This is a genomic window from Planomicrobium okeanokoites (genome assembly GCF_003428875.1).
GTDB lineage: Bacteria > Bacillota > Bacilli > Bacillales_A > Planococcaceae > Planococcus > Planococcus okeanokoites.
The window spans coordinates 398,640-417,222 of sequence record NZ_QQRS01000001.1 but is presented as its reverse complement, the minus strand read 5'-3'; the positions used below and the strand labels follow the sequence as shown (position 1 = coordinate 417,222).

The 18,583-nt window shown below is 46.4% G+C and carries 17 protein-coding genes and 1 riboswitch; of the genes, 7 read left to right on the top strand and 10 right to left on the bottom strand.

The genetic code is table 11. The annotated features are described in order from the left end of the window. Positions 1-38 precede the first annotated feature (38 nt). On the bottom strand, positions 39-473 hold the full coding sequence (locus D2910_RS02135) for a MarR family winged helix-turn-helix transcriptional regulator (protein ID WP_117312243.1): 435 nt from the start codon (positions 471-473) through the stop codon (positions 39-41). A 183-nt stretch (positions 474-656) separates the two neighbouring features. Then, positions 657-753, top strand: a riboswitch (guanidine-I (ykkC/yxkD leader). A 53-nt stretch (positions 754-806) separates the two neighbouring features. On the opposite strand from D2910_RS02135, the gene D2910_RS02130 reads away from it, so the two are divergent. Next, complete coding sequence (locus D2910_RS02130) at positions 807-1,148, top strand: DMT family transporter (RefSeq protein WP_117312242.1); 342 nt, start codon at positions 807-809, stop codon at positions 1,146-1,148. Beyond that, the gene (locus D2910_RS02125) at positions 1,148-1,462 is read left to right on the top strand and encodes a DMT family transporter (protein ID WP_117312241.1); all 315 of its coding nucleotides are present in this window, start codon (positions 1,148-1,150) and stop codon (positions 1,460-1,462) included. The genes D2910_RS02130 and D2910_RS02125 overlap by 1 nt, the downstream gene beginning before the upstream one ends. 62 nt (positions 1,463-1,524) lie before the next feature. Here the strand turns inward: D2910_RS02125 and D2910_RS02120 are convergent, their stop codons facing one another. From D2910_RS02120 to D2910_RS02090, 7 genes are all read right to left on the bottom strand, one after another. Beyond that, entirely contained in the window at positions 1,525-2,835 is a 1,311-nt protein-coding gene (locus D2910_RS02120; RefSeq protein WP_117312240.1) for a M48 family metallopeptidase, read from the bottom strand. A gap of 238 nt (positions 2,836-3,073) precedes the next feature. Beyond that, on the bottom strand, positions 3,074-4,150 hold the full coding sequence (locus tag D2910_RS02115) for an ABC transporter ATP-binding protein (protein WP_117312239.1): 1,077 nt from the start codon (positions 4,148-4,150) through the stop codon (positions 3,074-3,076). Further along, positions 4,151-4,975, bottom strand: a complete 825-nt coding sequence (locus tag D2910_RS02110) for an ABC transporter permease (RefSeq protein WP_117312238.1) — start codon at positions 4,973-4,975, stop codon at positions 4,151-4,153. Continuing rightward, complete coding sequence (locus D2910_RS02105; RefSeq protein ID WP_117312237.1) at positions 4,975-5,859, bottom strand: ABC transporter permease; 885 nt, start codon at positions 5,857-5,859, stop codon at positions 4,975-4,977. Before D2910_RS02105 ends, D2910_RS02110 begins: the two co-directional genes overlap by 1 nt. After that, positions 5,843-7,090, bottom strand: coding sequence for an ABC transporter substrate-binding protein (locus D2910_RS02100; protein ID WP_240633533.1), 1,248 nt, complete (start codon positions 7,088-7,090; stop codon positions 5,843-5,845). The genes D2910_RS02105 and D2910_RS02100 overlap by 17 nt, the downstream gene beginning before the upstream one ends. Before the next feature lie 32 nt (positions 7,091-7,122). Further along, on the bottom strand, positions 7,123-7,785 hold the full coding sequence (locus D2910_RS02095) for a TVP38/TMEM64 family protein (protein ID WP_117312236.1): 663 nt from the start codon (positions 7,783-7,785) through the stop codon (positions 7,123-7,125). Beyond that, entirely contained in the window at positions 7,782-9,665 is a 1,884-nt protein-coding gene (locus tag D2910_RS02090; RefSeq protein WP_117312584.1) for an FAD-dependent oxidoreductase, read from the bottom strand. The genes D2910_RS02095 and D2910_RS02090 overlap by 4 nt, the downstream gene beginning before the upstream one ends. A gap of 179 nt (positions 9,666-9,844) precedes the next feature. On the opposite strand from D2910_RS02090, the gene D2910_RS02085 reads away from it, so the two are divergent. From D2910_RS02085 to D2910_RS02065, 5 genes are all read left to right on the top strand, one after another. Beyond that, the gene (locus D2910_RS02085; RefSeq protein ID WP_117312235.1) at positions 9,845-10,426 is read left to right on the top strand and encodes a CDP-alcohol phosphatidyltransferase family protein; all 582 of its coding nucleotides are present in this window, start codon (positions 9,845-9,847) and stop codon (positions 10,424-10,426) included. A 15-nt stretch (positions 10,427-10,441) separates the two neighbouring features. After that, positions 10,442-11,533, top strand: a complete 1,092-nt coding sequence (locus D2910_RS02080) for an FAD-dependent oxidoreductase (protein ID WP_117312234.1) — start codon at positions 10,442-10,444, stop codon at positions 11,531-11,533. A gap of 92 nt (positions 11,534-11,625) precedes the next feature. Continuing rightward, positions 11,626-12,102, top strand: coding sequence for a DUF948 domain-containing protein (locus tag D2910_RS02075; RefSeq protein WP_117312233.1), 477 nt, complete (start codon positions 11,626-11,628; stop codon positions 12,100-12,102). Between the two features lie 209 nt (positions 12,103-12,311). After that, positions 12,312-12,632, top strand: a complete 321-nt coding sequence (locus tag D2910_RS02070) for an ArsR/SmtB family transcription factor (protein WP_117312232.1) — start codon at positions 12,312-12,314, stop codon at positions 12,630-12,632. 57 nt (positions 12,633-12,689) lie between these two features. Then, positions 12,690-13,976 carry an NAD(P)-binding domain-containing protein gene (locus D2910_RS02065; RefSeq protein WP_117312231.1) on the top strand — a complete coding sequence of 429 codons (1,287 nt, stop codon included), beginning with the start codon at positions 12,690-12,692 and terminating at the stop codon, positions 13,974-13,976. A 153-nt stretch (positions 13,977-14,129) separates the two neighbouring features. On the opposite strand, the gene parC is transcribed toward D2910_RS02065, so the two are convergent. After that, complete coding sequence (parC, locus tag D2910_RS02060; protein ID WP_117312230.1) at positions 14,130-16,556, bottom strand: DNA topoisomerase IV subunit A; 2,427 nt, start codon at positions 16,554-16,556, stop codon at positions 14,130-14,132. Next, complete coding sequence (gene parE / locus D2910_RS02055) at positions 16,553-18,529, bottom strand: DNA topoisomerase IV subunit B (RefSeq protein WP_084245940.1); 1,977 nt, start codon at positions 18,527-18,529, stop codon at positions 16,553-16,555. The genes parC and parE overlap by 4 nt, the downstream gene beginning before the upstream one ends. Positions 18,530-18,583 lie beyond the last annotated feature (54 nt).

Genomic DNA, 18,583 nt, shown 5'->3' with positions numbered 1-18,583 from the left:
TCTCCTCATATATTTATACCGGACTGCAGATAATAAAGTCAGCTTCTTAACGCCTGATAGCCTACTTTTTTCAAGTCGTTTATGATCGCTTCAGTTTCATCTGTATCCAATTCTTCAAACAAGCCATTTACTTTTGTTTCGTGCTCTGGCCAGATCCGTTCCATCAATGCCATTCCTTCTTCGGTCAATTGAGCGTAAGTGACGCGCCGGTCTTCAGAGCATTCGGAACGACGCACATATTTCTTCACTTCCAATTTATCTATAACATAAGTGATGCTGCTGCTGGCGATCAACACTTTTTTTCCGATTGATTGAATCGGCTGTCTGCCCTGATGGTACAGCAATTCAAGAACAGAGAACTCAGTCGGGTTCATGCCGTTATCGGCAGCATCGCTTTTGATGACTTCTTTTATGGCATCTGCCGCTCGAATGATGACGGTAACCGCCTTAAGATTGCGATTGGTGACTTCCACGTTTTTCACCTCTTTTAAATGTAATTCATATATCTTTAATTCGAGATAATCATACCATGTGCTTTTACCGACGTCAACTACATCGCTTGCTCGCAATATTCTTTTTTATCCTAAAAATATACAAAGCAGCTTCACTTTCACTTCAAGCCGATTCTGTGTATACTTTTAAATAATCATATAGAAAACAAAGTTTTCTAGGGTTCCGCAAGTATCCGCTTGGTCTGGTCCGAGAGAAAATGCACAGCTTGCTGTGACACGGAAGGACAAAAGCCTGGGAGAAACTGTTTATCAGTTGCTCCCAGGCTTTTTTAATTGGAAATGGAGGTCGTTAAAATGAATGTTGAATGGATCAAAGTGTATATTGCCGCTTTTTTTGAAGTTTTCTGGGTGATCGGATTGAAGCACGCGGAAAGTTTTTGGCCATGGACAGGAACTGTTATTGCCATCGTCATCAGCTTCTATCTCATGATCATGGCCGGCAGAAAACTTCCAGTAGGGACGGTTTACGCTGTATTTGTCGGAATGGGCACCGCAGGCACAGTGCTCGCGGATATCGTTCTTTTTGGAGAACCGCTCCAATTGCCCAAAATCCTGTTGATAGCTGTTTTGCTGGCTGGAGTCATCGGTTTGAAGCTGATCACTGATGACCATTCTGAAAAAGGAGTTGAATCATAATGGCCTGGCTTTCACTGCTTGCCGCCGGTTTATTCGAAATGGCCGGTGTCGCAATGATTAACAAATGGCATAATGACCGGCAATGGCAAAGCTTTTTATTGCTTCTGACCGGATTCGGGCTAAGCTTCGCTTTTTTATCATTTGCCATGGAGTCGCTGCCGATGAGTACAGCTTATGCTGTGTGGACGGGGATTGGCGCATCGGGTGGCGCGATTCTCGGTATGCTTTTTTATAATGAAGCTAAAGACTGGAAACGGATACTCTTTATTTCAATGGTCCTCGGATCAGCCGTCGGTTTAAAACTTATATCATAAATACTAAAGCACCAGAAAAGGAAGGTCGCCATCTCTTCGGGCGCCTTCCTTTTTTATTTCTTTTAAAATCCACCGGATTGCAACGTTGCATACAGCTCATCAGGCGTCGATGCTCCTGAATAATCCAAAGCATTCATACCGTCTGGACCTGTAAGATATGGATCAGCGCCATATTCCATCAGGATCATCGCTGTCTGAGTGTCCTCATACATAATCGCATTGGTCAATGCGGTGGCGTAGTCATCAGCGGTATTGGCATCTGCTCCAGCCTCCAGCAGATAGGCCACGGTGTCAGCCTGGCTTGAATACACCGCGTACATCAGTGCGTCAGATCCTTCAGAATCACGGGCCAGGATGTCGTCTCCAGCATCCAGGGCATTGTTGATGCCTGCAAGATCTCCCGCTGAAGCAGCTGACATCAAATCCGTCTGCCCTTCTAATGCATAATCCTCATCATAATAAGGTTCGTCCATAAAACTCGGTTCTGGGAATTCATTGGCAAATTGAGAAAATACAAGCGTGCCCCCAGCCAGCAACAGGATACTGATAAAGTAAACAGCCAGCCCCGCTCCTCCGATCAGCATCATGCCAAAGATGATTTTCCCGTGGTTTGGTGTATAGAGGCGTTCACCACTGCCTTCAAACTGTTGAATCGCTTGAATACGCTTTGGCAGCCGTGGATGTGAAGAAAGCACTTCGCTCAGCCACACAAAACCATTTGATTCTGTGTGGATCTGTTCACGGTAGGCATCGTCGTTCACTTCCACGTACATTTTTTTACCGATGCCAAGAAGCGTCAATGCACGTTTGGCTGCCGGTGCATTTTGTATAAGATATGCTGCATGGCGGTCGCATGTGTATTCACAGGAACGGCTGTAAGCCTGACTCAGAAACGGAATAAAGCCGGATGGCATAAGAAGGATATTTTTCCAGACATGGCGGCGTTTAATGTGCGCCAATTCATGGGCAATGATAAAATCCAGTTCCTCTTTCCCTTGTTCTCTTGCCAATTCAAAAACTTCCGAATACAACACCACCATATTCCTTCCGAAAAAGCGTGTCGCAAAAGCATTCAATGCCCCTTCTGATTGGATGACAAAAACGTCCGGCACAGTTTTCAATCCGATTTGTTTGGAAAGTGACTGTACGCTATCGTAGACATCCGGAAATTGCCGTTCGTGTACGCGGATGCCATTGCCCCGGATAGACCCGAGCATGAGTGCATTCGCAAACAAAAGAAAAGCAAAAATGCCCAATGCAATGGCAATGCCTATCACTGATATGAGAACCAGAACGTAGATAAGAATGCTGAAAACTAAACTAATGATGAAATAAGCTGTCTCTCTGTTTGACTGAATAGCCGAATGATTCATCTCTTTCTCCCCTTCAATATGAAATATCTTACATATAATAGCACAATATGCCTAAAAAGAAACTATAATTTTGATTAAATGATTTTAGTATTAATAGGTCTGCTCATCACTGGTAACAGCGTCTTTTCAGTAAGAAAAAAGCAATATCCTTCCGATCTTTTGGAAGGATATTGCTTTTCGACTCTCTGTATATAATTGTTTTTCTGCTTTGTCTTTATTTCATCGACGGATAGCAGGATCAATATTCAACAAACTGTAAATCACTCTGCTTAACAAAGATTTTGATCAATTGTCCCACTTCCATATTCTCAGCTTGGTCACGGGTTACCATGCATTCCAGCATTTCGTCTCCAGCTTGCACCAATGCCACATAAGTCCCCTGATTGAATTTCAATTTACTCACTTTTCCAGTGAATTGAACGGACGGGACAGTTGCTTGATTGCCGAAAGTCGCCGGCATCAATGTTTCAGGCCGAAAAATCAGGCAATACCTGCCATCGGCAAGTTCCTGGCCGGTATTGATGCTAATTTGCCCGTCATGTGATTCAAAGTTACGGGAATGGACCGTCCCTTCAACAATATTTTTCAGGCCCAGAAAAGAAGCGACCGTTGTACTTTCGGGCCGTTCATATAAATCCACAGGTGTTCCGACTTGGAGGAGCCGTCCCCCGCCCATGATGCCGATGCGGTCGGATAATTCAAAAGCTTCCTGGCGGTCATGAGTGACAAAGAGTACCGTGACACCGAGTTCATGCTGAATCGTGCCCAGCAGTTCCCTCATCTCTTCGCGGAGGCCGGGATCAAGCGCACTGAACGGTTCATCCATCAGCAGCAACCGGGGCTTGGCAACCAATGCCCTGGCCAATGCTACCCGCTGCTGTTGTCCGCCGCTCAGTTCATCGGGGTATCGGTGTTCAAATCCGCTGAGCCCTGTCATCGCCAGCATGCGCCTTGCTTCAAGAAGACGTTCTTTTTTGCCGATTTTCTGCATTTTCAAACCAAAAGCCGCATTTTCTTCAATCGTCATATGCGGAAACAATAATGGCTGCTGAAAAATCATGGAGAACCTTCTGGCTTCAGGTGCCACTTTTGTAAGATCGTTGTCACCGAACAGGATGTTTCCGGCATCCGCTTCAGTTAAGCCTGCAACGAGCTTGAGCAGCGTCGTTTTACCGCAGCCTGAAGGGCCCAATAATGAGAAGAACTCCCCTTCACGAATAGTGAGGTCGATTGGTCCAAGAGCGAAAGGCGCTTGCTGACCGGTTTTGGACGGTGCAAACTTTTTCTCAATCTGATTGATATGTAGACTTGCCATTTATTCGCCTCCTTCCCCGTTCGATCTGACGCCTTTTTTCTTATAATAATTCTTCAATGCCACGTCCAATGACAATAAAGCCAAAATGGCCATTCCTGCAAACATCAATGAATAAGCCGAACCAATAGCCGGATCACCGCCGCTGATGAATGGAAACAGCAGAATCGGCAGCGTTACAACCTGTCCTGAACCGATGATGAAAGTGATGAGGTATTGGCTTAAGGAAATCAGAATGCTCAAGCTTGCTCCCGCTGCGATGCCAGGCAGCAAATGGGGCAAAACGATATAGTAGAAGCGGAGCAAAGGTCCTGCTCCCAGCATTCGCGCCTGATTTTCCCTCTCCGTTGATAAGGTGCTGTAACTGATCACCACCGCCCGGACCATATAAGGAAGTGTGGGTGATAAATGCGCCAGCACTACACCCAGGATGGTTTCAGTCAGGCCGAACCGCAGGAAAGTCAGATGTATACCCATGACTGCTACAAACGGCGGGATGATAATAGGCGCGAATAGAATAGCCTCCGCCAGCCATTTCCCTCTGAATTGAAAGCGGACCAATGCATTGGCGGCCGGTACCGCAAGGACCACATTCACTATCGTCACAATCAATGCAATCAATAAACTGGTTCCGATGGACTGCCACGTTCTGGCACTGCCGAAAAGGATATAATCCCATGCCCGAAAACTGAAAGACGCTGGAATCAAATCCGGCCATCGCCAACCTGCTGCCAGGCTTGAGAGCAATAACGCGATAAACGGCAACCCGATGATTACAAATCCCAAAAGAAATAAAATTATTTTTAAAGGGGAGATTGTGGTATTCATTATTCCCACCCCTTCATGACATTCCAGCGCTTGCTGAAATAATAAGTGGCCAATCCGAGGCAAATAGTCATCAATGCCAGAATAATATTCACAGCCAAAGCTTCAGGACGGTCTGACAATGAGCCATCTGTATAAAGCTGGAACGAATAGACCGGCAGCATACCCGGATAAGTGACCCCCAGTAAAAAAGGGATTTCAAAAGCGGAAAATGTAAAAACGAAGACGATGAATACCGCAATGATCCAGGATGGCATCATGATCGGCAAGGCAATTTCCCGGATAAAATTCCAGTTTCCTGCCCCGTAGACGCGGGATACCTCACGCCACGATTTTTGGATTCTAGCCAGCACAGGGTACACCATCAGCAAGACGAAAGGGACTTCTTTCCATGTATAGGCAAGTATGATCCCCCAGCCGAACGGATCGTTGACCAGTACGGGAAAGTCCGTCATTTCATCGATCATTCCGACAGATGCCAACAACTTGGAAATGACACCGCTCTGCGTGAATAACAAGACAATGACATAACCAGCAACCAGATGTGGGATAGTCAAAGGCAGCTGAAACAGGCGGTGCCACAATCTGGAATTTTCATCTTCCGAATACTGGTTCAGCAGGAAAAGCGCAATTGCCAATAGACCGCCAAGCAGTCCTGCTAATAATGAAGAAATCGCCGCCACCCGTACAGTCAGTTCCAGGGAATCCCAAAAGCTGTCTGAAGCCAAAAGATTCGTATAAGCATCCAGGTTCAACTGGCGCTCACCTATCGCAGGAAAATAACCCAGGCTTTTCAGCAGACCGTCAAAAAGCCCTCCAAAAAAAAGGAGGACAATAGTGCCGGTGGCTGGAAGCAGCAAAAGGTATGGTTTACTCTTTCGCCACATTTTCCATCCACCCTTTTTCCAATATTTCTATATAATCCGAAGATAGTTCAGGCAGCCGGTTGTTTTCCAGTTCTTCCAACGGAAGCGTCGCTTCTCCGAGCTCCACATTATTCATCGCCGCTTGCTGTTCAGGCGATAATTTTTCCAGATCCAGCGCTGATAGATCGCCCCAGTTTTCAGGCGATAATTTAGCGGTCTGCGCTTCCGGCGACATCATTTCATTGATGGCCACCATCGCCCCTGCTTTATCGGACGAGTTGAATGGAATGGATAGAAAATGGGTGTTGGACAGTGTGCCCGCATCCAACAGGAAAGTACGGGTAGACTCCGGGAAACGCCCTTTGAGCACTTCGCTGGCGGCAAGGGCCGGATCGTAACTCATCGTCATGGCCACTTCCCCGCTCGCATAAAGCTGGTCCAGTTTTGACAAGCTCTCCGGGTAGGTCTCCCCATTGCGCCATAAATAAGGTTCAATATCATTCAAATAATCCCACATCGGCTCCAATCGCGATTCCAGGTCTTCGATTTGGGCTGCCGGCCGTTCGTATTGTTCGTGTCCGCCGGTTGTTTCATACAGCACATTGCGGATAAAAGCACTGCCGGTAAAATCAGGTAGCGCCGGGTAGGTGAACTGTCCCGGATTCTTTTCAACCCAATCCGCCAGTTCTTCCATTGATTTCGGCGGAGTCCCGACTTTTTGTTCGTCATGTACGAAAACGAACTGGGCTTTCCCCCATGGCGCCTCAAGGCCATCAACCGGTTCCCCGAAATCGTGGGAAATCTCAGGTGCCTCTGGATTTATGTACGAATTGAAATTAGGCAATTGTCCTGAAAAATCGCCAAACAGGAGTTCATTGTCTTTAGCGGCTTTGAAATTTTCACCGTTGATCCAAATGATATCCATGCTGCCGGCAGTCTTGCCGGCTGTTTTTTCATCGAGCAATTGATTGATAAAATCCTGGGCGTCGCTCACCGGAACCCGTGAAAGTTCTATATCATGCATTTCCTTCAGCCGTGGAGCCACCCAATCATCCAAATACCGATTGATATTGTCATTTCCGCCCCACATATACATATTCACTTCCTGCCCTTCGGCTTTATCTGTAATCTCTTGCCAGTCGGCGGTTAGGAGATTTTCCTCCTCCCGCTCCGCCTCCTCACTGGACTGCGCCGAGCATGCCGCCATCGTTAATCCCAGCAGCACAGGCGCTGTAATTTTTCTTATCATCATAGCTGTCACTTCCTAAACCGTTTAGTGAATGTTTACTCGAGTTCATCTTGCCGTTTATCGATCCAGCGCTTCCGGATGTATACAGGGATGATCGTCAGCAGAATAAAAACACTGGCCGCCAGCAGAATCATTCGCGGGCTTCCGCTGCCTGCGCTGCTGCCCAGAAAATTATAGGCGAACGTTCCGGGGATGATGCCGATCAATGTGGCAGATGCGAATGAAACGAAGCGTACTTTTGCAAAAGCTGCCAGGTAACTGATCAGATCAAAATTGATGACGGGAATCAGCCGGAAGATCAATACATACAGGAAACCGTTCTGTTCCATCTGCAACTGGATTTTCGCGGCTTTGCCATCCCATTCCTTCTGGATGATTTTCTTGCCGAGCCCATTGGCAACCGCATATGATAGCATTGCTCCACTGACCGCTCCGATGATTGTGTATAAAGTACCCAGCCATACACCGAAAACCAGTCCGCCGGCAAGCGACAGCAGCGATGCGGGAAAAAAAATCAAAGGCCTGACGGTATAAGCGATGATATAGATCACTGGCGCCCAAATCCCGAAAGATTCAATCCATATCCGCAATTGGTCCGCATCCACTTCAAATACCGAACGGCCCAGCCAGACAGCGACAATAATACCGCTAAGCAACAGCAGCCATTTCAGGACAAGCAATACCGTTTTTCTGCTCACCGGCGGTTATTATGTGACGCGATGCTTAAATATCTTCTTCTCATTTCTTCATACCGTTTCCGGTTGACGCCAGCGTCCGAAGTACCCACTCTGGAAGCCGAACGGAACTCAATTTGCTGGGCGGCATCGTTAAAGTAGAATTCCAGATCATCTTTGAATTTGAACACTTTTGATTTGGCGACTGCGTGGATATAATTATCCTCGTTTTGCACTATTTCGACACCTTGGTACCCTTTGAGCATGCCGATCAGGCATTTTTTAGCTTGCTGTCTGCTGTCGATATACGGGAATGCCTGGACGTATTTATCTTTTGATTTGGTCTGCGAGGACACTGCATTCGGAGTTATGGGCATTTCTTTCAGACGTCCATTCTTCACTCCAAGTTTTGGCTTCACATTGTTTTTGATGGCCATATTGGCAATTCCGATCCCTGCGGCCGCAGCGGCTCCATATATACCGATTTTTTCCGCCGGCAATTCACCGGCTCTTGCTTTATTGAACGTTTTGACCACGGGTTGATTCAAAAGATTGTCGACATATACTTTCTTGCCGATCTTCACAAGAACCTCACTGTAAGTCGGATATGGGTGAATGACACCAGACAGTTTCCCCATGTTGATATGAAGGGCTTTGATGGTTTGAATCTGGCTGATGATTTCTCCGGCACGGTCCCCCAGTATGCTGGCGCCCAAAATATAGCCTTTTTTGTCCAATATGATTTTCACGCTGCCGATGCTGCCCTTTTTCGTGTTGGCGCGGTCGATTTCAGCGTAGTCGTGTTCATAGACACGAATATCGTTTCCATATTTTTCACGTGCTTCTTCTTCCGATAAACCGGATCTGCCTAGTTCGGGATCCGTATACGTACACCAAGTGAGATTTTCGTAATCGATTTTTTTATTGATCGGCAAAATGGCGTTCTGCGTCGCAGTTATGCCCTGGTAATTTGCCATGTGCGACAGCTGATAAGGTCCTGTAACATCTCCGATGGCATAGATTCCTTTAGCGGCAGTTTCCATATGTTCATCTACGTGGATACTTTTTGAATCATACTTCACACCAGCTATTTCAAGGTCATAGCCTTCTACATTCGCTTTACGTCCGAGCGCCACTAACAGCCCTTCGCTAGTGATTGTTGTTTCCTTGCCTTCTTTTTCGATGGTCAAATCAATCCGGCCGCCTTGCTGCGACGCTTTGACTGCGGTCGCTGACGTGTGGATGATCACCCCTTCGTCAATGAGGCGCTGTTGGATCATGAGGACTTGATCCTTTTCATCTTTCGGCAGTATCCGTTCGAATTTTTCCACAAGCGTCACTTTCACTCCGAGGCGGTTTAAAGCCTGGCTCAATTCGACCCCAATGGCACCTCCACCGAGAATGGTCATCGTTTCAGGGAAAGAATCCAAGTTGAAAATGGTTTCATTCGTCAAATAAGAAACTTGATCCAGCCCTTCAATCGGCGGAACCATCGGTGATGAGCCGGTGGAAAGAATGATTTTTTTGGCTTCGATCCGTTCACCTTCCACTTCCACTGCATGCGGCCCGACGAATTTGGCATAGCCGTTGACGAAATCGATGCCGGATTTTTTCAGCACTTCGGGGGATTCACCTGCATAGACTTTTTGGATGACATCCTGGATATTTTTCAGAACGGCTGACGTGTCCACTTGCAGGTCCGGGGTGTATTTTTTCGCGTGGTGAACTTCTTCGGCAATGTTGATCAGCGATTTGCTTGGTATGCAGCCGGACCATGTGCATTCTCCGCCCGGCAGATTTTTATCGATCAATACAACTTTTTTCGAAAATCCAGCTGCTGTAAATGCTGCAGTCAGTCCAGCTGCACCTGCTCCGATTATTGCAATATCGTACATTTTTGCCATCTCAACCATTTCCTTTCTTTTCCTGTAATAAATTCAGTTTAGCAATAAAGGCTGAACTTTTGCTCTTATTTACCCTCGGCCACTTGTTCAAGCGGCTCCGGCTTCAAAAGTGAAATTGCGGGTTTGAAGTCAGGAGATATACTATACTGAAATCAACCCGACAATGAAAAGGTGATTCTATGCTTGATACACATGCGCGAAAACATGTTCAGCCTATGGTTGAAAAAACGGCTGATTATTTACTGAAACGCGGCTTGACTGCCGATTCTGTTACCAAAATCGCTTTTATCATCGGATTGTCCACGGGTGTTTTCATCTACCTGGACCAGCCATTGATAGCAATAGCCGCCCTATGGCTGTCCGGCTATCTCGATGTCGTAGACGGAACGATGGCCCGAAAAACGAAGCCCTCTGCCTGGGGGACCCTGCTTGACATCAGTTTTGACCGGATGGTGGAAATCAGCGTAATCCTTGGATTGGCATTCCGGTTTCCCGAATCGATGTGGGCATTGCTGCTGTTGAGTGTGTCCATCATAATCGCGATGACTGTTTTTCTTACAGTGGGTGCCTTATCGGATAAGCAGGGGATGAAATCCTTCTATTATCAGGCGGGGTTAGCTGAAAGAACAGAAGGTTTTATTCTGTTTACCCTAATGATTGCCTTTTCAACATATTTAACTGTTATTACTTTGATATTTTTGGCGATGCAAATCATTACAATCCTTCAGCGGATGGCCGAAGCCCGCAAAATATTGAAATAGAATGGAGGCGATAAGATGAAAACCCTGGTTTTGACTGGCGGCGGACATGCCCATCTGCATTGTCTTCAGCAGCTGGCAACTGACTTCCCTTCAAACTGCCGCGTCCTTTTAATTTCCCCATCAAGGCATCAATACTACTCAGGCATGTTTTCCGGATTTACTGAAGACGTCTACAGCGAGGAAGAAATCCGCATCGATTTGAAACGGATCTGTGAAAAAGTCGGAGCAGAATTTGTGACTGATCAGGTAGTTGCCGTGAATGCAATTGCCAAACAGCTTACCGGTGCCAACGGAGCGATTTATGACTATGATCTGGTGTCGTTCGATATCGGTTCCACTTCGGGAGCGCCGTCAGATATGAAACCGTATATAACAGCCATAAAACCGAATTTCCTGTTTCCTGATCAATTGCGACGAATACGTGAAACTGAAACTCCGGCAATAGTGGGCGGCGGTGCATCTGGGGTTGAATTGGCTTTTTCCATCAATGCCTGGAGAAAGCAGCAGCAGTTGCCGGCCAACACACTATTATTCAGTGCAACACCACTCCTTGCCGGATTACATAAACGGATTTCCAGGAAAATTGAATCCATTGCCAGACAGAAAGATTTGTCTTTTTTCACAAATGAATCTGTGGAGACAATTACTCCTGAAGAAATTATCACGAGTTCCGGACAGCTTTTTCCCCAAACCGAAATCCTATGGCTAACAGGGCCTAAAAGTTTTCCGGTCTTCCGGGATTCAGGACTGGACACAGATCCCACAGGATTTCTTCTAGTAAACGAATGTTTACAGAATGTCCATTATCCTGAGATTTTCGGTGCAGGCGACTGCATAACGATCCAACGCTATCCGATCTTGCCGAAAAATGGCGTTTACGCGGTAAGACAAGGACCCATCCTCTGGCGTAATCTGAAAAGCCGAATCGCTTCCATTGGCCTGGAGGCATTCATTCCCCAGGAACGTTATGTCTCGATTCTGTCGACAGGAGGCGGAGAAGCTTTTCTGACTTATGGAGATTTTTCGGCACACGGAAAAGTCCCCTGGCTGCTCAAAAAGCGGATTGACCGGAATTTTATGGAACAATACAAAAAGCTTTATGAATAAACCTGCAAATCGAAAAGGTCATTTATGTTAATTCGGCGGGAATTAGGGGTATAGAATGAACAATACGCGAACATATTAGAGGAGGAATATTAATGGACTCAACAATTTGGTGGTGGATTGCGCTCGGAATTCTCGTGGTGGGACTGATTATTGCAATCATCGGAGTAGTATTGTTCATCAAAGGCATGAAAGAACCAATGAAAAAGATAAAAGGTTCAACAGATAATCTGAAAGAACGCGTCGACGGTCTGAATTTGGAGGTTTCCAACCTCACCCACACAACAACCGAACTGAAAGAGGAAATTGCTGTGAAATCAGAAAAAGTCAGCGTCCTTGTCGATGCTGCGAAAGGTACTGTTAATTCTGTGGTTGATATGAACGCGGCTGTGCGAGCCATAACGGACAGAATCGTAACACGCTCTGAACATGATCCGAAGAACAAGCGCCAGGTGAAACGTTTGACAAACACTGCAGACAGCATCATCCATCTGCCTCAGGACCTGCAGACGATCAATCCGGATGCTGAACATGAAAATTACGATACATTATATTTCGGGAAAGTACGCTGAACTTCCCCTAAAAGCAACCCTTATAAGGTTGCTTTTTTTTCTTGTCAAAAGCTGGCCATGTATTTAAAGCCGACTCTTCCCCCTTCTGGATCAGTGAGCATACAATAAATAAATCAAATATTTTTGATTTATTCGTTGCGCTGCAAACCGAATGGATATATAATCAATTCATCAAATAATTTTGATCCAATCGGAAGGATGATCGCTTTATGAATGTCAGACCTCTTTCAGCTGAAACTGAAAAAGACGCTTTTGAAAACCTCGCTCTCCAATATAAGGCGTTGGCTGATCCAAAACGCCTCGAAATCCTAAATACGATTTGCCGGAAGAATTCCGCTTGTGTCTGCGATCTGACAGAAGTATTGGATCTTCCCCAGTCGAAACTGTCTTATCATCTGAAGATTTTATTGAACGCGCGCTTACTGAATAAAGAAACCAAAGGCACCTGGAGCTTCTATTCAATCAATCAGAAAGAGATGAACCGCTTGATTTCAAATCAGATTTGCAACGTCATCACTCCATCCTGTTAAAGGATGGATACTATTTTACTTAATAAATCAAAATAATTTGATTAAGGAGTGTTGAAAATGAAAAAGAGCGATTTACCGGTAGCGATTATCGGCGGCGGACCAGTCGGTTTGGCAGCCGCCGCCCAGCTGGCGGTCAGAGGAGAAAATTTCGTCCTTTTTGAATCCGGTTCAAGTTTAGGTACGAATTTTCTCGATTATGGCCATGCGAAACTGTTCTCTGCATGGCGCTATAACATGGATGCTGCTGCCAAGGAACTGCTATTGAAGAATGGCTTTGCCCTGCCGGATTCAGACACGCTGCCTTTTGCTTCGGAAATTGCAGAGGAGTATCTGCAGCCATTGGGACAGTTGCCGGAACTCGCACCTTTTATACATCTGAACAGCCGTGTACACCATATCCAGAAGCGCGGCTTGGATAAAATGCGGGATCAAGGCCGCGAAGCTATGCCGTTTCAGGTTACCGTGGAGAATTCAGGACAATATTTGCACTTTGAAGCTAAAGCAGTCATCGACGCGACAGGAACCTGGCAGCAGCCGAATCCGTTGATCTCCGGTGGATTTTCATCGTCTGACGATTCCATCCATACCCGCCTGCCGGACATTTTGGATAATGACCGGACCGTTTTTGCCGGAAAGAATGTGGCAGTCGTCGGGAGCGGACATTCGGCATTTAACTCGGTACTCGATTTGCTTGAATTGAAAAAAGAATATCCCGGCACTCAGATTACCTGGCTATTGCGCAGTAAAATCCAAAACTCATTGTTTGGCGGAGGCGATACAGATCAACTGGCAGCCAGAGGGGAACTTGGCAGTAAAATGAAACAGAGTGTGACAGCTGGAGTGCTTAACATTGAAGAAGAAAGTTTTATCAGTCAAGTCTCCCGGAATGCGTTCAATCAATTGCATCTGACAATTATTCAGGAAGAAAATCAAAGAATCCTTGGACCATTCGATGAAATCATTGCCAATACAGGGTCCCGGCCAGATTTCTCTTTTTTGCGCGAAATTCGGTATAAATCCGACGCTTCTCTTGAAAGTGTCCCGGCCATCGCACCGCTTATCGATCCGAATATCCATAGCTGCGGTACAGTCAGACCACATGGTGAAAAAGAATTGCGGCAGCCAGAAAAGGATTTTTATATTGTCGGGGCGAAAAGCTATGGCCGGGCTCCCACTTTCCTGTTGGCTACTGGCTACGAACAAGTGAGGTCTATTATCGCCTACCTTACTGGAGATATAGAAGCTTCGGAAAGAGTAGAGCTGTCATTGCCGGAAACTGGCGTCTGCAGTTCCCGCCCTTCTGCTTTTAATATTCTTAATAATGCCGATTCAGTGTGCTGCTGAATTACATGAAGAAGGCTCCTGAAAAGGAGTCTTTTTCTCCTTTTATAAGTTTACATAATAAAAATATTATAACATTAGTATTTACTTATATTATATTTCAGCAGAACTCATAGAAAAAACGCCTCCCTTAGAGGGAGACGCTTCCGCATTTTCTTATTCTTTATTAGGTACCAGATAAACATCCTGCACTTTTCCGTCAGAAGTCTCGTCCAGGACAAATGAACCGTTGGAATAACGGTCTACCGGTTTAAGGTTCGCCGCTGGTAATGTCAGTCGAATATTTTTCGTTGTTTCCAAAATGATCTCTTCATTGCCTGTCACACCATGTACTGCAATGACACGATGCGGATTCGATTTCAATTCACGCAGCATGACGACTCCGCGTTTTGCTCGGCTGCCTGTTTCGAATTCTGTGCTGCGCATCTTTTTGGCTGCTCCCCGCTGCGTTACAACAACAAGATCCTGTCTGACATCTGGATCCAGAAGAACCGCAGACACGGCAAAGTCTTTGTCTTTAAGGTTTACCCCTTTCACCCCGCCTGTACGGAGTCCAGTCAATGGAACTTCATCCAGAGGGAAACGAACGCCATAAGCATGGTTTGTGCCTATGAACAGTTCGGTTTCTTTCGTAACCAAAGCTGCGTAGATCATTGAATCATCTTTTTTCAGATTCATCGTTTTGATTGCCCGTGAATAACGCTGGACCTGATAGTCCTTCAATGCTGACCGTTTTACTTGGCCAAGTTTCGATACTGTAAGTATGCTTGCATCCGCGTCAAAGTTCTCAAACGGATATACCGCAAGTACTGATTCATCGGATTCCAATTGGACAATACTGGATAAATGCTGACCAAGATCTTTCCATTTGATATCAGGCAATTCATTGATTGGCTGGTAGACGAAATTCCCTTTTGTCGTAAAGATCAGGATGGTGTGCTGGGTATTCAGGTTTCCTTCAAACAGCAGATGATCGGATTCCTTCATAGCGAAATCACGTCCATTGGAAGCGGCGTGTGATCTGGTGCTCGTCCGTTTCACATAGCCCTCTTTCGTCACAGTAACTACCACTTCTTCACTTGGAATCATGACTTCACGGGTGATTGTAATTTCCTCGATCTTATCTTCGATAACTGAGCGGCGCGGTTCTGCGAATTGTTTGCGCACACCGGCAAGTTCTTTTTTGATGACATTTTTCAATTTGGTGGCGCTTGTCAAAATGCCCGTCAATTCTTCGATCAATTTCTTAAGCGATGCTTCCTCTTTCTGCAGCTCCGTAATATCCGTATTGGTCAGTCTGTAAAGCTGCAAAGATACAATGGCTTCAGCTTGCGCTTCGGAAAATGAAAATGACTCGATCAAATTGTTCTTTGCATCCCGTTTGTCTTTGGATGCGCGGATGGTTTTGATGACTTTATCCAGAATGGACAAAGCTTTCATCAGACCTTCGACAATATGCATGCGGTCTTTTGCCTTATGCAGATCGAACTCTGAGCGTTTTGTGACAATCTCTTTTTGGTGCGCAATATAGGCATCAAGCAGAGTCTGCAAAGTCATCATCGTCGGGCGCCGTTTGTAGATGGCGACCATATTGAAGTTATAGCTCACCTGCAGATCCGTATTCTTATAGAGATAATTAAGGATTCCTGCAGCCTGGACGTCTTTCTTCAATTCGATGACGATGCGCAGGCCGCTTCTGTCGGATTCATCACGCACTTCTGAAATCCCGTCGAGTTTGCGGTCAAAGCGCTGGTCATCAATTTTTTTGATCATGGTCGCTTTATTGACTTCGAATGGAATTTCAGTGATGACGATCTGTTCCTTGCCACCCTTCAATGGTTCAATAGCCGCTTTGGAACGGACGATGATTTTTCCTTTGCCGGTTTCATATGCTTTTTTGATTCCATCTACGCCTTGGATGATTCCGCCTGTTGGGAAATCCGGCCCTTTGATGACTTTCATCAATTCATCAACAGTTGCCTCCGGATTATCCATCCGCATGAGAACAGCATCCAGCACTTCGTGCAAGGCATGTGGCGGTATATCGGTTGCGTAACCGGCAGAGATACCGGTCGAGCCGTTTACCAGTAAATTAGGAAAACGCGCTGGCAATACAGTCGGTTCCATATCGGAATCATCGAAGTTCGGAATGAATTCAACAGTCCGTTTGTCGATATCGCGAAGCAATTCACCTGAAATCGCAGAGAGGCGCGCTTCAGTATAACGCATGGCAGCTGGTGAATCGCCGTCCATGGAACCATTATTACCGTGCATTTCCACGAGCATATGGCGAATTTTCCAGTCCTGGCTTAAACGGACCATGGCCTCGTAGACTGAACTGTCACCGTGAGGGTGATAATTCCCGATTACGTTACCGACCGTTTTCGCGGATTTACGGAATGCTTTCTCATTGGTGTTGCCTTCGTGATACATGGCGTAAAGAATCCGGCGCTGAACGGGTTTCAGCCCGTCACGGGCATCCGGCAATGCGCGGTCCTGGATAATGTATTTACTGTAACGCCCAAACCGATCGCCGATGACTTCTTCTAATGGCAGATCCTGATAACGTTCGATTTGCGTCATACGAGTTCCTCCTCAGCGTGGATCAGGTCGTTCTCCAGAATATTGCTGTCTTCTTCCATTCCAAAGTCGACGTTATTCTCTATCCACTTTCTTCTTGGTTCAACTTTATCGCCCATCAACGTCGTAATGCGGCGTTCTGCTCGTGCTCCGTCTTCAATCGTCACCCGGATCAATGTGCGGGTATCCGGATTCATCGTTGTTTCCCACAATTGGTCGGCATTCATCTCGCCGAGACCTTTATAACGCTGGAGCATATAGCCTTTGCCGACTTTTTTCGTGGACGCCTCAAGGTCCGCTTCGGTCCAGGCATAATCGACGACTTCTTTTTTGCCGATCCCTTTGGAAACCTTGTAAAGCGGTGGCAGCGCGATAAACACTTTGCCCGCTTCAATCAGCGGCTTCATATACCGGTAGAAGAACGTCAAAAGCAATACCTGGATATGCGCTCCGTCCGTATCGGCATCCGTCATGATGATGACTTTATTGTAGGCGATGTCATCGATCGAGAAATCCGATGACACCCCTCCGCCGATTGCGTGGATGATCGTCGAGATTTCTTCGTTTTTCATAATTTCCTCAAGCTTCGCTTTTTCCGTGTTGACGACTTTACCCCGAAGAGGCAAAATGGCCTGGAATGTGCGGTCACGCCCTTGTTTGGCGGATCCTCCGGCAGAGTCACCTTCCACCAGATACAATTCGTTTTTAGCGGCGTTCCGCGATTGCGCGGGTGTCAGTTTGCCGGATAATAACATATCGGACTTCTTGCGTTTTTTGCCGTTCCGCGCATCTTCACGCGCTTTACGGGCAGCTAATCTTGCCTGTGACGCACGGATCGCTTTGCGCACCAGAGATGCACTGAGGTCAGCATTCTCCTCCAGGAAATACATCAACTTCTGTGACACGACAGCATCAACGATACTGCGTGCTTCGCTTGTACCAAGTTTACTTTTTGTCTGCCCTTCAAATTGCAAAAGCGCTTCCGGAATCCGGACAGAAACAATCGCCGCTATCCCTTCCCGGATATCGGAACCTTCCAGATTTTTATCTTTATCTTTCAAGAGGTTGATTTTGCGTGCGTAATCATTGAATACGCGTGTCATCGCCGCTTTAGCGCCGGTTTCATGTGTACCGCCGTCACGTGTGCGGACGTTATTGACGAACGACAGGATCGTTTCAGAATAGCCATCGTTGAACTGGAATGAAAACTCGACTTCCAGTTCCTCCTGCTTGCCTTCGATATAGGCGACCTTGTGCAAAGTATCTTTTTCTTCGTTCAAATATTCAACAAATGCTTCGATGCCCGTTTCAAAGAAAAACTCTTCGTACTGTTCCTCTTCACTTCGTTTATCAGTCAATTCGATTTTCAGGCCTTTTAATAAAAATGCAGACTCACGCAGGCGTTCGCTCAAGGTTTCATAATTATATTTAGTGGCTGAAAAAATTGAAGGATCCGGACGGAAATGGATATTCGTTCCGCTTTCCTTTGTGGAGCCGATCTCTTCAAGCGTCGTTGCTGGCTTTCCGCCATTTTCGAATCGCTGGCGGTATTTCTTGCCGTCCCTGTGAATCGTTACTTCCAGGTACTCGGATAATGCGTTTACAACCGAAGCACCTACGCCGTGCAGGCCGCCGCTTGTTTTATAGCCGCCCTGTCCGAATTTCCCGCCAGCATGAAGGACAGTCAAGATGACTTCAGGCGTCGGTTTCCCGCTGCGGTGCATGCCAGTCGGCATGCCACGCCCATAATCCCGTACGCTGATGCTGTTATCTTCGTGTATGGTAACGCTGATTTTGTCGCCAAAACCAGCTAAAGCTTCATCTACCGAGTTATCGACGATTTCATAGACCAAATGGTGAAGGCCCCGTGTATCCGTCGAACCGATATACATACCAGGCCGTTTTCTGACGGCATCCAAGCCTTCGAGTACCTGGATCGCTTCTTCGTTATATGCCGTATTCTTCGTTTTAGCCATCTAATTCCCTCCAACAAACATCTGTTCGCATATCTCTATCTTTTAATCGTATCG